General features: G+C 56.6%; 11 protein-coding genes. 6 read left to right on the forward strand and 5 right to left on the reverse strand.

Annotation, left to right across the window (positions count from 1 at the left end):
- Positions 1-263: 263 nt before the first annotated feature.
- Positions 264-578 (reverse strand): DUF736 domain-containing protein, encoded by a 315-nt coding sequence (locus OH663_RS15305; RefSeq protein ID WP_004883051.1) that lies wholly within the window; start codon positions 576-578, stop codon positions 264-266.
- Positions 579-647: 69 nt separating this feature from the next.
- On the opposite strand from OH663_RS15305, the gene OH663_RS15310 reads away from it, so the two are divergent.
- Positions 648-1,019, forward strand: coding sequence for a hypothetical protein (locus OH663_RS15310; protein WP_174330000.1), 372 nt, complete (start codon positions 648-650; stop codon positions 1,017-1,019).
- Positions 1,020-1,389: 370 nt separating this feature from the next.
- Here the strand turns inward: OH663_RS15310 and OH663_RS15315 are convergent, their stop codons facing one another.
- Both OH663_RS15315 and OH663_RS15320 read right to left on the reverse strand, forming a co-directional pair.
- Positions 1,390-3,456, reverse strand: a complete 2,067-nt coding sequence (locus tag OH663_RS15315; protein ID WP_004883050.1) for a ParB/RepB/Spo0J family partition protein — start codon at positions 3,454-3,456, stop codon at positions 1,390-1,392.
- An 80-nt stretch (positions 3,457-3,536) separates the two neighbouring features.
- A complete protein-coding gene (locus OH663_RS15320; protein ID WP_004883049.1) occupies positions 3,537-4,367 on the reverse strand; it encodes a DUF932 domain-containing protein in 831 nt (276 codons plus the stop codon).
- 679 nt (positions 4,368-5,046) lie between these two features.
- Between OH663_RS15320 and OH663_RS15325 the strand changes: the two genes are divergently transcribed.
- The 5 genes from OH663_RS15325 to OH663_RS15345 all read left to right on the forward strand — a co-directional run bounded on the left by OH663_RS15325 (position 5,047) and on the right by OH663_RS15345 (position 12,291).
- Positions 5,047-5,238 carry a type II toxin-antitoxin system RelB/DinJ family antitoxin gene (locus OH663_RS15325; RefSeq protein ID WP_004883046.1) on the forward strand — a complete coding sequence of 64 codons (192 nt, stop codon included), beginning with the start codon at positions 5,047-5,049 and terminating at the stop codon, positions 5,236-5,238.
- A 61-nt stretch (positions 5,239-5,299) separates the two neighbouring features.
- Positions 5,300-6,709, forward strand: a complete 1,410-nt coding sequence (locus OH663_RS15330) for a Shedu immune nuclease family protein (protein ID WP_004883043.1) — start codon at positions 5,300-5,302, stop codon at positions 6,707-6,709.
- Positions 6,710-6,814: 105 nt separating this feature from the next.
- Positions 6,815-8,953: an AAA family ATPase gene (locus OH663_RS15335; protein WP_004883041.1), complete on the forward strand. Its 2,139-nt coding sequence runs from the start codon at positions 6,815-6,817 to the stop codon at positions 8,951-8,953.
- Positions 8,954-8,955: 2 nt separating this feature from the next.
- On the forward strand, positions 8,956-10,755 hold the full coding sequence (locus tag OH663_RS15340) for a UvrD-helicase domain-containing protein (protein WP_004883039.1): 1,800 nt from the start codon (positions 8,956-8,958) through the stop codon (positions 10,753-10,755).
- Positions 10,756-11,043: 288 nt separating this feature from the next.
- The gene (locus OH663_RS15345) at positions 11,044-12,291 is read left to right on the forward strand and encodes a hypothetical protein (RefSeq protein ID WP_004883036.1); all 1,248 of its coding nucleotides are present in this window, start codon (positions 11,044-11,046) and stop codon (positions 12,289-12,291) included.
- A gap of 239 nt (positions 12,292-12,530) precedes the next feature.
- Here the strand turns inward: OH663_RS15345 and OH663_RS15350 are convergent, their stop codons facing one another.
- Together OH663_RS15350 and OH663_RS15355 are read right to left on the reverse strand one after the other, a co-directional pair.
- On the reverse strand, positions 12,531-13,598 hold the full coding sequence (locus tag OH663_RS15350; protein ID WP_004883035.1) for a PDDEXK nuclease domain-containing protein: 1,068 nt from the start codon (positions 13,596-13,598) through the stop codon (positions 12,531-12,533).
- Complete coding sequence (locus OH663_RS15355) at positions 13,595-14,794, reverse strand: tyrosine-type recombinase/integrase (protein WP_004883034.1); 1,200 nt, start codon at positions 14,792-14,794, stop codon at positions 13,595-13,597. The genes OH663_RS15350 and OH663_RS15355 overlap by 4 nt, the downstream gene beginning before the upstream one ends.
- Positions 14,795-15,180: the final 386 nt, after the last annotated feature.

The following is a 15,180-nucleotide window of genomic DNA, read 5'->3' on the forward strand; positions in this document are numbered from 1 at the left end:
AGGCGCGAAGGCGTGAGGGATTGAAGCCGAATGGACATGACGCCATTGGCGGCATGGGGCGCAGCCCGAAAGCCCGGCGGCGCAATGCGCCGACACGCCATGCTGTTCCTACTGCCACGGGCTTCGAGCCATTCGACCATCACCAATGCAATGCTGGCCTTGGACATGCGGGACATGGGGCAACTGCCGAAACCCTGTGCGTGCGATGCTGCGATCAGCAGCACCGCGCCCCGCCGCAATGGGCGGGGCGCGGTGGGCGGCCGTCAGGCCGCCTTGGGCTTGCTGCGCGACCAGATGAGGTCGTGCGTGTCATTCTCGCCTTCGATCAGGCGGGCATAGACCGTCGCCGGGAATGAAGGATCGTCGATGGCCACCGACAGGTAATCCCGCCCGGCCTCGCTGGTTTTCTTCCACGCCGCGCCGAAGTCGTGGCCGGCCGCTTGCAGGCGGAAGTCCGGGGCGCTTTCGTTCTCGCCCTTGTCGTTGGGAACCAGCTTGACCTTGAAGTTGAGGGTCAGGGTGCGGAGCTGGCCGGTGAAGCCGTCTTTCTCTGCGGTGAAGGTGCCGATGTTAGCCATGATGATTTCTCCTTTCGGGTTGAACAAGGTCGCGCCAGTGCGTCCTTGTTGTGATCCGTCCGGCGGGGGATGGGCTGGCCGCACCGCGCAGCGGTCGCAACACCGTGGAGAACCTGGAAGCGAAAAGAATTTGTCCCGCGAGGAATGCGCGCAGCGCAGGGGGAATTGTTTTCGCTGGAAGGTTGCGGCCATGAAGCCCAGCCACCGCCAGGATTCACAACAACACAAGGACGTACTGGCCGCCCGCTCCCGAATGGAGGCATGGCCGACTCGGCATCCCCGCGCGACGGCTTCACCGGCCTGCGCCCTGACACGGGCAAGGACAATGCCCAGCGACAAGGTGAAAGCGTTCCTACCGCTGCTTGCGGCCCTTTGCGTGAGGCGTGGCGTGGAAGCTCCATTGCAAGGCCGGGCGGCGTGTCGGTGAACCGTCCTTCGTGACGTACAGGCGACGAACCGCCAGCGTCGAGGACGGCACGCTTTCGTGCAACCTGCGGCAGCAAGCCGGGGCGTAGCCACACCAGCCCCGCCCATTGCGGTGGGGCGCGTTCGGAATGTCGTCGGCGCTGTGCGCCGACGCACTTATGGGCTTCGAGGGTTTCCCGCGCACAAGGTCACTTGTGCGCCGCCCCTTCGCCGTCCGCCCGAAGGCGGCGAAGGGGCGTTCTGGCTTTGGGCTTGGAAACCGGGCGCGGCCACCGCCGCGCCCGGATTTTTGACCATCGGCACCAGGGCGGAACGGCCTGGGGCCGATGCTGATGGAACAGCGAAGCGCCCCGGCCGAAACCGGGGCGCTCGGTGGTGGTGAAGGTCAGGCGGCGAGTGCGTGGGCCTGCTGCTCGTCGTCGTTGTCGATGGCTTCCGGCTCGTCGTTCGTCACCGCCTGCGGCGCATCCTGCGCCGTGGTGTCGTCGGTGCCTTCGGCCTTGAAGATGGCAGGCATCCAGCCGGTGCCATCGGCCAGCCGCTCGGCTTCGCTGGCAATGTCGGCCTTCTTCAACTTCGCCAGCCGGGTGACGTGCGCCGGGGCGTACTGCTCCACGGCTTCCAGAATCGCGGCCTTCGGCACATGCCGGAAATAACCCTCATTGGTGGGCTTCCACCATGCGGCCATGTCCAAGCCGACAGCCTGCGCCAGTTCCGCGCCCGGTTGCTGCGGCGTGGCGCGGGGTGTCACCACGTCCACCGTGACGGCCACGGATATCGCCAGCAGCCGCACCAGTTCATCTTGCGACTTCGCTAGCAGCACGGCGAACAGTTCGGCGCTGTCCTCCGGCAAGCCTTCGCCTGCTACCTGCTGCAACTCGCGCAGCGCCACGGCGGCGGGCGAATCCGGTATATCCGGGGCGATGCCTTCCAGCCGGTCTTGCGCTTTCAGGCTCACGCCCAGCGGCAAGTCGTGGCCGTAGTGGCTGCCCTGCAAGACGGTCTGCACCATGCCATGCACCAGCGCGGCCAGCGCCACTTGCGGATGCCGGGCGACTTCGATTTGCAGCGCGGCGGTGCGGTGGGCGCTCAACCGCTGCGCCAGCTTGTCGGACATGGCGGCGGTCTTGGGCTGCTCGTCGTCCTCGCCTTCGTCGTCGTTCCCGGCTTCGCTTTCGCTGCCGAAACCTTGGCGCAGGCGTTCCAGTGTGCGCAGCGCCTTGGCCTCGGCCTCGCGCATCAACCCGCGATGAATCACTGCCTGCCCGTTGCGGTCGATGGTGACGATGGCACCGGCTGCGGCCTTCACGGTCGTGCCGTAGTCCTGCAAGCCATCTTCCAGCGCCTGCAACTGCTCGCCCACGGCTTCGCCTTCTTCCTGCAAGGCATCGGCCTTTTCCTCGTCCTCGGTATCAAGCGCGTCATCCACGGCGGCGGCCAGTTCGTGCATCTTGGTTTGCAGCTTCTCGATGCGCTGCGCTTCGCGCTTGTTCGGTTCGCGGCGCTCCCTCGGCGCACGCTGGAAGGCGTGCAGGTCGGCATGGGTCACGGCGGGGGTGGCATCCACCCACGCCCAGCCTTCGTCCTTCACCTCGGCGGCGATACCTGCCAGCTTGTCTTGCGCCAGCCGTTCCAGCAGCGCGGCATCGGTCAGATACACGCCCGCGTCACCTTCCGCGAACAGGTCACGGCGCACACCACCGCCTGCGGCTCCGTAGGTATCCAGCCCCACGAAACGCACCAGCGGATGCCGGTATGCGTCAATCTCGCGCTCGGTGAGGCGGTCGCGCAATTGGGAAGGGTTGCGCTGCCACGTCGGCGCGTCGTAGAACGCGGTTTCCTGCGCGGCGTGGTCGTCGGTGATGGCAAGGGCCATCAACTGATCGAGCGTCACGGCTTCGGCGCGGTAGTCGGCCAGCAGCCGGGGCGAGACGTTCGCCAGCTTCAAGCGGCGCTGCACCACCAGCGGCGTGACGCTGAAATCGGCGGCTATGTCCTCGATGGGTCGGCCTTCGGCCACCAGCGCGGCGAATGCCTCGAACTGGTCGGCGGGGTGCATGGCTTCGCGCTGCACGTTCTCGGTGAGGCTGGCCGTGCGGGCGGTGCCATCGGCCACCAACAGGCAAGGCACTTCCCATTCCTTGCTGATGCGGCGCTTCTTCGCCAGCAGCTTCAACGCGGCCAGCCTGCGGCCACCGGCCACGACTTCGTAATGCTCGCCATCGGCGGCGGCAATGACGATGAGGTTTTGCAGCAGGCCGACACGCTGAATGCTCGCGGCGAGTTCGGGAATGGACATGCGCGGGGTCTTGCGCACGTTGCGGCCAGCAGGACGCGACACCAGCCGCGACAGCGGAACCAAAATCAGGTTCTTGGTCGGGTCGGCGGCTTCCAGCGGGATAGCGGCGGCGGTGTTGAGGGCGCGGGCTTCGGTTTGGGTAATGGCGTTCATGGTGATAACTCCTATCGGTTCAGGGATGCAGCAGCGAAGAAAGCGGCAAGGGCTGCTGCCTGCCCCTGCCGCGTGGGGAATCAGGCCTTCAACTGGCGCAGGCCATCGGCCAACATCCAGAGGGCGCGATTGAGGCGCACATCGGAATCAATGCCCTGCACGGGGCGGGTCTGCTGGCGGCGTCCGTTGGCGCTGCGGCCATGCAATCCGCCTTTGGTCAGGTTTTCTTGGGTGCGGTTGAACACGCTCCACAAGTCCGGGCGGCGGTCGTCGAACCGGCGCGGCATCAGGATTTGGCTTTCCGTGATGGGCGCGGGCTTGTTATCGGTGGGGTCGTACTTGAGGGCCAGCGCGGAACGGGCGAACACTTCGGCTTCGCCTTCGTCCAGCGTGATAGCGCGCATCAGGTCGCGGGATTCCTTCACGCGTTCGAAGCCGCTCAACACCTCGAAAGCGCCTTCGATGACAGAACCGGCCACGTCGCCCTTGTGCGGCACGCGCACATCGGCCACGGTATCGCCGCACACAAGGCCATTGCTGCAAACGAACCGGAACATTCCGGCCAGCATCTGATAGCTGCTGGTGCCGTCGTGCGAGTTCAGCAGCACGATTTCATTGGCTTCCGCGCCGTTGATCTGACTGGCATGGCGCAGGCGAATCATGTGTTTGGTGTAGTCGCGGCGGTCGTCGTGCCGCACGCGGGTTTGCGCTGCCATGAAGGGTTCAAACCCTTCCTTGCGCAGTTCCGCCAGCACGGCGGCGGTGGGAATGTAGGCGTACCGTTCGGAGCGGCTATCGTGCGGGGCCTCCGCGAAGATGGACGGGGCTACGCGGCGGATTTGGTCGTCGGACAGCGGGTAGTCACTGCGCAGCGTCGGGGAATGGGAAGCGAATCGAGATGCGAGTTGCATGGTTTTCTCCAATGAGTTGCTGTGGTTTCAAAGCTGACCGGATTCCAAGATTCGGAGCCCGTTGTGGCTTCGGTTGGTTCGGCGCAGAGACCTGGGCCGGTCCTGTTTGCCGCCGTCTTTCCTGAGTTCATCGCCCGCGAAAAACCGGGCCAGCGAGGGACTGGCCGTCAAGGGAGAAGCGCAGGGTTGGTGCGGCCCGCAGCGCAGCGAGGACTCGGCCCTGCGCGCCTTGACGGCCAGGCACCGCGGGCTACGGTCGCGGGAAAAAGCGATGAACTTGGGGAAAGACGAACAGCGGCCAATGGGCCAGGGGGTGCGCTGAAACCAACGCCGCGCGGCGAGCGCCCCTGCGTGCCAGCGGCACGCCTAGCTGGATGGCTGTTGGTCGATCAGGTGCAACCTGTTCGGTGCATGCGAGGGGCGCCAAGCAAGGCGCGGCGGGGATGGGCTGTCCAGCCGATCCCCTGGAGGGCAAGCGCCGCGCGCAGGCCAGGAGCGAAGAGACGGCCGGAGGCATCAGGGATCAAAGCCGCATGGCCGCGACTCGGCACGAGGCGCGGGGCAACGCCCGCGAGCCCGACGGCGGCACGCCGGGATGCTCTACTGTTCACAACAAAATGTAAGTGACGCAATAGTACTTATGAGCCACAATGTAGCTACATCTATTGTGAGCGCAACAATGGCAAGTAACGACGTCGTTCGTGCCCGGATTGACGGGCAGATTAAAGAAGCCGCAACTGTTGTTCTGGCTGAAATGGGGTTATCAATTTCGGATGCGATTCGGATGCTGCTGACCCGAATCGCGGCAGATAAGGCACTCCCCTTTGACATCAATCGTGTGTCGTCCGATTCTGATCGGAAGGCACCATAAGGTTGCGCTGAGGCAAGGCCCGCAAATCGTTTCTCTGAACAGTAGGGATCAAGAATAGTTCATGGCATCTATCAGACCTTCAGCATTCAATCAACGTGAGCGTTTGGACGGCGGCCCCTTCCTTGTCATTGAAGCAGCCGAACCGGAAGAGGAAGGCATTAACGTTTTCTTCACTGATATTCCCGCAGCGGAGCGCAAGCCGGATTCGCCAATAGCGAGACTGCTCAATGTGTGTCCAGACAGATTGACCATTTGGCCTCTTAATATTCGAGAAGATCGCGACGATTACCTGCAACCTAAATACGGCACCCTTGAACGCATCGTCGTCGCTCGGCCTGTTATCGAGCCCTACATACTGCCAGAGACTACTGACGATGTCGTTGGGCTTCTTGAGCAGTTGCCGGATGGGTTTGCCAAAGATTTTCGATTCGGTTTGGGGCTTCTGTGGGAATATCGGCAAATTTGCGAAACAGCCGCCAGCTTAGAAAACGTAAGCATACTCATTGTCCACAAAGGAAATGACGCGAAAATTGATTCGCCATTCTTTATTCTCGGAATAAGAAGATTTCATGAATTAAGAAAAGAATTAAATCGCATAGCCTCTCGCCACCAGAGAGACGCGCGCAAGGACAAGCAATTTCATGTCTACCAGACCTTATTACATGCTGCCGATTCAGCACAATTTCCCGCTCTAAAGAAGAGCGTAAGACCTGATGCACTAACGGAAATGACCGATGGTGGGCGGCAGCATGTGACGCTTTCCAAGCGTGATCGGCGCGCCGCTGTTCGCATGGTTCAAGACAATATAGAAGCACTGGCGGAATCTGAGCCGCGCTCGCTGCTGGCATTAAAGAATGATATTGAGCTCATCACACTGAATCAACTGATTGAGCGATACCAGGAAATGCTTGGAAAAGGACTGACGGAAAGCAAGTGGCAAAGCTTCTTTCTGGAAAATCCTTTCATACTTAGTCTTGCATTTGCCGTTCCAGCCATGCTGGTTCAGGGGCAAGCTTATGCAGGTGGCAAGCGACTTAACGGGTCCGGCGGAAAATTTTCAGATTTTCTATACGCATCCGCTTCCACGGGCAATCTTGGCCTCATTGAGATAAAAAAGCCGCAAACCGAACTGCTAGGAAAATCTCCCTATCGTGGAGATGATGTTTTTGGCCCATCGACAGAATTGGGTGGAGCGATTGCTCAAATTCTAGATCAGCGTTTCAAATTGCAGAGTGAACTACCCGTCATAAAAAATAACATGAACCGATACGACCTCCACAGCTATGCGGTTCGCTGCATAGTTGTCGCTGGCATGACGCCACAAGAGCATCAGCAAAGAAAGTCATTCGAGCTCGTTCGAAATGCGTTCGCAGAGATCGTGATCGTGACTTTCGATGAACTACTTGCAAGGCTAACCGAGATTAAAAATGCGCTCCAACCGATTCCTACCTTAGACACGGTGCCGTTCTAAAACCAACTGACAGTTGGCCATTCCGTAGTTGGGATCAATGGCTGCAGTGTTCAACCAATCCATCGGCCGATCGGCATGTGGATTTCAACAACAAGATTGAATCAAATGCATATATCCAAGCTCAGCCTGGTCAACTACCGGAACTTTCCCAACACGAAGCTGCTGTTCCAGAAGGGTATCAACACTGTCATCGGCGAAAATGGATCTGGCAAAACCAATCTCTTTCGCGCAATCAGATTGCTGCTTGATGACAACATGATTCGCTCTGCCTACCGGCTGGAGCATACCGACTTTCATCGCGGCCTAGGGCGCTGGCAGGGACATTGGATCATCATCAGTCTTGAGTTTGAGGAAATCTCTGCGGATGAATCAGTGCAGGCGCTCTTCCGACATGGGACGGGCGTAATTGAGGAAGAGGCGAACGGCAAGGCCACTTACAACCTGATCTTTCGTCCGAAGAAGGAAATCAGGCTGCGACTTTCTCAATTGAACGATGGTGATCAGGCAGGCCTCGACGCTATCCTGAACCCGGTCACCATCGACGACTATGAAACGATTTTCACAGGTCGGAGTGAAGCCGACTTCAACGACGAGGCCTTCTATAAGGATGTGGTCGGCGACTTCGCGAATGTTCGATTCAATGAAGAGGTTGAATTTCGTGTTATCGGCGCGAAGATTCCGAACGTGCTGTCCGTCTCCAAAGAAATTTCGTTCACTTTCGTCCAGGCGCTACGGGACGTCGTCTCCGAATTTCACAACAACCGGACAAATCCGCTCTTTTCGCTTCTGAAGGGCAAGAGCGGCGATATCGACCCCGTGGCGTTCCAGGCTATCACCGACGGGGTAAAGGCATTGAATGACTCCATCGAAGCGTTGCCAGACGTGCAGGTCGTCCGGACGGATATCAGAGACACCATCAAGGATGCGGCGGGTGAGGCGTATTCGCCGTCTTCTCTTTCTATCAAGTCGGATCTGCCAGACGAAGCTGACAAGTTGTTCCAGTCGCTCAAGCTGTTCGTTGGCGAATCGGGGGAGAGCCACGAAGGACCGATCCACGAGCTGAGCCTTGGTGGAGCAAACCTGATATTCCTCACGTTGAAACTGCTTGAATTCAAGTATCAAAAGGCTAAACAGTCGATCGCCAACTTTCTGCTTATCGAAGAGCCGGAAGCTCACATTCACACACATATCCAGAAAACACTGTTCGACAAGCTCAAATACGACGACACACAGATCATTTATTCGACCCATTCGACGCACATCTCTGAGGTCAGCAATGTTCAGAACGTGAACATCCTCGGCAGAGAAGGTGATCGTTGCGAGGCATACCAGCCTGCAATTGGCCTAAACCCAGAAGAGATCGGCAACATTCAACGCTACCTGGATGCTGTCCGTAGCAACTTGTTGTTTGCCAAGAGCGTCCTCTTAGTGGAGGGCGATGCAGAAGAAATTCTCGTTCCGATCCTGATCAAGAACGTGCTAGGCGTCAGCCTTGATGAACTCGGCATCAGTTTAATTAATATCCGCAGCACTGGATTTCAGAACGTCGCGGTTCTTTTCGATGATGCCCGAATCCGGAAGCGGTGCAGCATCGTCACCGACCTTGACAAGTCCATCATTGACACAACGCCGGCGGCGGGAGACTCCGAAGGGCTGCTCCGGCGCAAGGGCAAGTATCAGGCATCCCAGGAAAAAGGGGTCGCCAGGAAAGCGTTATTGGAAGACACCTTCAAAGATAACGGGTGGGTTTCTCCATTCTTTGCCCCCCATACCTTCGAGGTCGACTTCATTGCCGCCGGCAATGCGCGTAAGGTGGTCGGCATCCTTCCTGATGTCTACAAGGATGCACCAACCATCGCGACGGCCAAGGCGGAGCTCGAATCAGCGGACATCGCGTTGTTCGGTCAGCGCGCATTGACCATGGCGGACAACTACGGCAAGGGATGGTTTGCCATCTTGCTGGGAAAGAAGATCGATCCGCAGACCGCCATTCCGAAGTACATCTTGGACGCCATCGCTTTTGCGCATCCGGTGGTCACTAAGGAAGTCTGGTTTAACGTGCTGAGCTACCGCGTGAACTACATCGATGCAGAAGATATCTTCACTGCGTCTGCCGTATTCGACGACTTTAGGGCCAAGCTGCTGGCCTTCCGAAATGGAGACATCGACTTCGTCGGCATCCGAAACGAGATGCTTGCCACGTTCCCAGATGATCGCATCAACGATGTACTCGCGGTGTTCTGATCATGTTCATGTGGAACAAAGATGATCTGAATCCCGAGCAGGAAGCAGCCATTCTGAAGCCAGGGAGCGTCTTTCTCATCGCTTGCCCGGGCAGCGGGAAAACGCGCACGCTCACCTACAAAATCGCCTATGAGTTGTCCAGGCTGAAATCGAACAAGCAGTTTGTCGTTGCCATCACTTATACGCACCGTGCCGCCGACGAAATCCACGAGCGCATTGAGAGCCTTGGGGTGGATACATCCCGATTATGGATAGGAACGATACATTCGTTCTGTCTTGAATGGATATTGAAACCGTACGGCATCTATCACGAAGCGTTGGATCGAGGCTTCCGTGTGATCGATCAGCATGAGCGCGAGAAAATCCTGGAGGCATTGTGCAAGCCTTACCAGAAGCCAAAAATAACATTCTGGGATTGTGAGTTTTATTACACCGAAACTGGATATGTGCTCTCCTGCCCACAAGATTGGAAGCATTCGGGTCTTCACGTCATATTGGGCAAGTATTTTGAGATTCTGCACGAAAGTCGGCAGCTAGACTTTGAGCTCATTCTTTACTATGCGTACCAACTGATCGCACGTCATCCTGCGATCAGCACTCTTCTGGCACAGTTGTTCTCTTTCGTGCTGATCGACGAGTATCAGGACACCAAACGAATTCAGTATTCGATCATCACCGCCATTCTGAAAGCTGGTCAAGGTGCGACCAAGGCCTTTATTGTCGGAGATCCTAACCAGGCGATTTATCAATCGCTTGGCGGATATCCGATTGCCTTCGAGGATTTCAAGGCGATGGCCAATATCGATTTGGACGAACTCGAACTGTCGCGGAACTACCGTTCTTCTGAGCGCATCATTGAGTACTTCGGAAACTACAACGTTCACAACACACGCATCGAAGCCGCATCCGAGGACAAGGCGTACCCAAGCCTTATTTCATTCGACGACACAGTGAGCAAAAATGATCTGGACGCTGAGCTCATCCGGCTCATCCGTTTCAACATTGAGACTATGGGCATCTCACCTCACGAGGTGTGCATTCTCGCGCCACAGTGGACGCATCTTGCAAGCATGACACGTCGTTTGGTCGCCAGCATGCCGGAGTACTCATTCGATGGCCCCGGTATGGTTCCCTTTGCACGGGACACAGAGAATTTCTGGTACAGGCTTTCTAAGATTGCACTTACTCAGGCATCGCCGGGAATGTATGTGCGCAGACTGCGGTGGGCCGGGGAGATTCTGAATGACCTAGAGGCGGCCGGGGCTAGCGTGTCGAAGCTCACGCGGAGGTCCTTGTTGAGGGAGTGCAATGCAATTAAGATCGATGAAACAGATGGTCTTACCTACTTGAGCGCATTTTTCGAGCGTCTGTTTGCAAACTTAGCAATCGACTTTCGCCTTTTCACGCTGCTTCAAGAGCATCACGTTGCCTTCTTCGATAGTTCGCAAGCCCGGGTAAATCGATTGAAGAGTGAAGGTAGCGAATTTATAGGCGATATTGAGACATTCAGGAAGGTATTTCAGCATAGGACTGGAATCACCATCTCGACGATACACGGCGTCAAGGGAGCCGAGTTCGATGCAGTGATCGCTTATGCATTATTAGAAGATATGGTGCCGCATTTCAATGATCCGAACGGTCAAGAAAGCGCGATGAAATTGCTGTATGTCATTGGTTCGCGGGCAAGGAAGAACCTGCACCTTGTTTCGGAACGAGGTCGAGTTCGCCAGTATTCTGGCGAAGAGTATCAAGTAACTCGCAAGCTTGCCTCATGCAGTTTTGGATACGATCAAATTCCATAGAAATCACGAGTAGCGCAACCGCGCTCTCTATGGGATGCCCTACAGCTTTGTTTAGCGTTTGGCTGAATCATCTGCGCGCGGCTCGCTCTGCATGCCCTGCTGTCGCCAGCTCAACATGCAAGCGGAGCGCGCAGGCCCGGATCACAGTGTCGGGCCGTGGAGGGCTGGCGAATGCCAGTCCCGTCAGGGATGAGCGAATAGCGAACGTGGAGCAGCGCGATCCACAAAGTGGAGACGCTCAAGGTTCCGTCGCTTACTATTTGGACTACGGCGAGTTGAGTAAAAAATATGAAAAATATCTTTGAAGAAATCAATGAATTTTCTTCGGAAAAAATCGCGTTATTCAGCTTTGGGAAATTTTGCTACGTCTTTCTTAATAAAGACCCGATCTTTGTCAAGAAATTGCTTCCCCTCATCCAAACCTCTCTGGCAAATGAGAGCTTTCAGGCAGACGTAATGCGTGCTTATACGGAGGGCTGCATGAATGAAAAGGCGGCCATTCTGAAAGAATTTGAAGCCAAACGCGACCATCCAAACGCAGCCAAGTTTTATGGGCCACAGCTTGATCTAGTGGACAAGCGATTGGCTATAAAGACAATCCAGCATTTAATGGACTACTTAAATAATTATCTCAACGAGTATCCGGGATCGCTAGAAATTCTCAACAATTCCTACAAGCATATCCATGACGAAGATGGTGTTTCGTACATAAAAGAAAATTACGCAAATTATCGCATTGGCTGCATTTTTTATTCCAAGCACCAATCAATCATGGGGAGGGCTGAGATGCTGGAGCTAAAATATTCCAAGGTAGTTGAACGTGAGTACGAGAAAATTGGAATTGACATAAGAAAGGAAGATGCTCAGTTCTCTAAATATAGTCTTGTCAGCCTGAACGAGAATATTCAGATATTCAACGACAAGGATAGTCAGACAATACGCGATGAACGCATAGGGCGACACTTCTGGATAAAAGTTCCGAGGAAGCTGCTTACCTCTATCGAGGAACTCATTGAAAAAGGAATGCTGTCCGAAATAGCATTCAGGATTGATTACGTCTCCGATTATGTCCCTGCAATGGAGGAGATGGAGTTTGGCGCTCCGTTGCGATTGAAAATATCTTCCCTTCCTAGATTGTCAAAGTTCTACTCCACCGATAAATATGAGAACAATCTATGGATTCACCATGACGCAGAGAAGCTAAGTTTGACTTTTGAAGAATTGATGGAGGACTTTGAGGTGGCAGGCGACGACGTCGTAACGCAAGTCATCCATCTTGAATACAGTTCAAAAGGCGATGATTTTTTTATAACTCACTTGGATCACGAATTTATCGTATATACGTTGGATAGCTATCAAGAAAGATTGAGCAATGCCAACATCAAGGGGCATAGAAAAATAAAGACATTCAAAATAGATAACTCAATGATCCCGTTTGATATAAATATTAGCGGGGATCTTTTTCTGTTTCAGGTTCTCGATTCGTATTTAAAAAATGATGACTTGATTCGTGAATATTTTGAAAAAATTAACTGACTTTATAGTTTGAGATATTTAATTAAAACAGCGATCGGCATAGAACATGGCGCTGCTGCCCGCGATAATCATGTGATTGGGCGCTCGCGCCCACTAGCCCCAGCGCATCCTTGAGCCGCAGGCCAGTTCCTTATCGGCCTATGGCGATTCCACACTAGCATGGAGCCTCGATAGAGCAAGAGATCCGTTGCCACATGCTCGTGCTGTGGTTTGGGTGTACGGTTGGACAGATGCTGCTGTCAGGACTTCTCGCCAGGCTGCCGCTGCTCGATCTGCAACCGCGCCCGTTCGGTCGCCTGCTGCAACCGCTCCCCCAGCACCGCACGCGGCGGCAGGGTCGTCAGGTATTCGGCTACGTGGATGCCCGACTTGTCCAGCTCCAGCAACTCGATCTGCTCTGACTTCTTGCCGGTACAAAGAATGATGCCCAGCGGCGAGGCTTCCTCCGGTTCGCGTTCGTGCTTGTCGAGCCAACGCAAATAAAGCTCCATCTGCCCCTTGTATGCTGCCTTGAACTCGCCGATCTTCAACTCCACCGCCACCAGCCGCCGCAGCTTGCGGTTATAGAACAGCAGGTCCAGGTGGAAATCCTCGTCGTCGATCTGGATGCGTTTCTGCCGGGCTAGGAAAGAGAAGCCCGCGCCCAACTCCAGCAAAAAAGACTCCATTTCGCGGATGATCGCGGCTTCCAGGTCGCCTTCCTGCCAGGTATCGCGCAGGCCCAGGAAGTCGAGGATGTACGGGTCGCGCATGACCAGCGCCGGCGACATGCGCTGCGCATCGCGCATCGCCGCCAGCTCTTGCGTGATCGTCTCGTCCGGCTTCTTGGACAGCGCCGTGCGCTCGTATAGCATCGAGTCGATGCGCTCGCGTAGCGTCCGCACGCTCCAGCGTTCGGCGCTGGCCATTTGCACGTAGTAGTCCCGCTGGAGCGGGTCTTTTAGCGGCAGCAGCGCCACGAAATGCGACCAGCTCAATTGTCGTGACAGCGTCACGACAATTGGCTCGTCCGAGAAGGTGGCGGCGAACTGCACCATCCGGCGCAGGTTCTTGTCCGCGAAGCTACGTCCGTAGTCGCGGACAAGCTGCGCCGCCAGGGTCGGCAGGATTTCGTCGCCGTACCCGGCCCGCTGCCCGGCAAGCACTTCCGTATGGATGCGCTGGCCAATGCGCCAGAACAGCAATGTCAGCTCGGCATTGACCGCCGAGGCGACGCGCTGGCGCGACGCTTCGATCAGTGCCCGGATGTCGCCCAGCAGCGCGGGCGGCGCTGCTGGCGCTGAGACGGATGCCTTGCGCCGGGTCATGCGGCCACCTCCTTGGCTCCCTGCATCCCGGTGATCGTCTTACGCCGATTCGCCACCAGTTCGGCCGCCTCTCGCACCGGCTTATCCTCGGTGTGGACGTAGCGCATGAACATGACGACGGTCTTGTGCGCCGTTAGCGCCATGCCGACCTTGACCGGGATGCCCGAATTGGCAATGTCGGTCGCCGAACGGTGGCGGATGCCGTGCGTGCCCACGTGCGTAGCGCCAGCCGCCTTGAGCGCACGGCTCCAGCCACCGTAATACTCGCCCGTGGTTAGATGCTTGCCAGCGTGGCTAGGAGAAGGCAGCACATAGCGGCTACCCTCCTGCCGGGGTGCCGTCGAGAGTAGCCGATAGGCTTCCTCGCTCATGGGCTTAGACATGCCGCCTGTCTTGCTGTCAGGCCAGACGACGCGCCGGTTCTGCAAGTCAACCCAGTTCCATTCCAGCGCGATGATTTCCGAGCGGCGGCCGGCGAACTCGAACTGCAGGCGGATTCCCAAAGGGATGACGTAGTTCTCCAGCCCCTCCGACTCGATCTTGTCGAGCTGTCGGAACAGGTTGCCCATTTCTTCGTCGCTGATGAGGTGAGTCGATTTGCCGGCAGGGAACATCGGGACGTGACGGCAAGGGTTGGTACCGTCGGGCCGATAGCCCCATACCTCGGCCATGTTGAACATCTTGCGCAAGACGCTGAATACCTTGTTCGCCTCGGTCTGCTTGTACGAAAGCTTTTCCATCAGTCCGGCGATTTCAGGACGCTTCACGTCCTGAACTTTCTTGCGTCCCAGCAGCGGAATAATGTTGCGATTGATGACAGCCTGATAGCCGGCTTGGGTGCTGAGCTTGTTGCGCTTCTTGGAGTAGTCCTCCATGAACTTCGTGCATAGCTCCTTGACCGTAGGTGCCTGGCGCGCCTCCGCCTTCTCTGCGGCGGGATCTCCGCCTCGGCGGACTTGGGCCAGCCATTCCTGCGCCAGCGACCGCGCCTGTTCGACGGTCAGCTCCCCGTACAGTCCTAGCGAGGGCTTGCGGCGCTCGCCAGCGTTCGTCCGGTACTGGAGCATGAACACCTTGCGACCCGCCGGGGTAATCTTGCACAGGAAGCCGGGGACCAGCGTGTCCCGGAGTTCGACGGCCTCTGCCTGGGGTTGCGCCGCATCGACAGCGGACTTAGTGAGTTTGATCTTAGCCATGATGACTCCTTGGAAAGACCTGGATTCCAAGGGCCGGATAGGAGTCAGGCGGTCGGAAGTCAGGTCAGGTTTCGGAAAGCACCGGCATATGTTGAACTCGCTTAAGTCATTGATAAACCTGCTGTATCGGGCTGTAGCGTAGTCCAGCGAATTTCGGTGCTGGAGTCATGGTGAAATAAAAAAGCCTCCCGTTTAGGCGCCTCTTAAGGATGGGTTTTCGTGGCTAAAGATGAAAAGCAACACGCTTCCCGGTTAGGAGAGTTGCCCAAATCCACTATGCCGGGTGAATGATGTGTTGATCCATGCTGACGGGTAGGTGTATGGGCAGATCCGCAGAGAGCGGCAGGCCAGTTTCATTTGCGGTTTTAGTGATGGGACATCAGGTT

This window comes from Citrobacter sp. Marseille-Q5395 (assembly GCF_947057495.1).
In the GTDB taxonomy this organism is placed as follows: Bacteria; Pseudomonadota; Gammaproteobacteria; order Enterobacterales; family Enterobacteriaceae; genus Citrobacter; species Citrobacter murliniae.

Bases quoted from the DNA above. Each gene is read 5' to 3' on its own strand.
- OH663_RS15320 (WP_004883049.1), bottom strand. From the start codon at position 4,367: ATGCAACTCGCATCTCGATTCGCTTCCCATTCCCCGACGCTGCGCAGT.
- OH663_RS15310 (WP_174330000.1), top strand. From the start codon at position 648: ATGGGCTGGCCGCACCGCGCAGCGGTCGCAACACCGTGGAGAACCTGG.
- OH663_RS15350 (WP_004883035.1), bottom strand. From the start codon at position 13,598: ATGACCCGGCGCAAGGCATCCGTCTCAGCGCCAGCAGCGCCGCCCGCG.
- OH663_RS15355 (WP_004883034.1), bottom strand. From the start codon at position 14,794: ATGGCTAAGATCAAACTCACTAAGTCCGCTGTCGATGCGGCGCAACCC.
- OH663_RS15315 (WP_004883050.1), bottom strand. From the start codon at position 3,456: ATGAACGCCATTACCCAAACCGAAGCCCGCGCCCTCAACACCGCCGCC.
- OH663_RS15340 (WP_004883039.1), top strand. From the start codon at position 8,956: ATGTTCATGTGGAACAAAGATGATCTGAATCCCGAGCAGGAAGCAGCC.
- OH663_RS15345 (WP_004883036.1), top strand. From the start codon at position 11,044: ATGAAAAATATCTTTGAAGAAATCAATGAATTTTCTTCGGAAAAAATC.
- OH663_RS15325 (WP_004883046.1), top strand. From the start codon at position 5,047: ATGGCAAGTAACGACGTCGTTCGTGCCCGGATTGACGGGCAGATTAAA.
- OH663_RS15305 (WP_004883051.1), bottom strand. From the start codon at position 578: ATGGCTAACATCGGCACCTTCACCGCAGAGAAAGACGGCTTCACCGGC.
- OH663_RS15335 (WP_004883041.1), top strand. From the start codon at position 6,815: ATGCATATATCCAAGCTCAGCCTGGTCAACTACCGGAACTTTCCCAAC.
- OH663_RS15330 (WP_004883043.1), top strand. From the start codon at position 5,300: ATGGCATCTATCAGACCTTCAGCATTCAATCAACGTGAGCGTTTGGAC.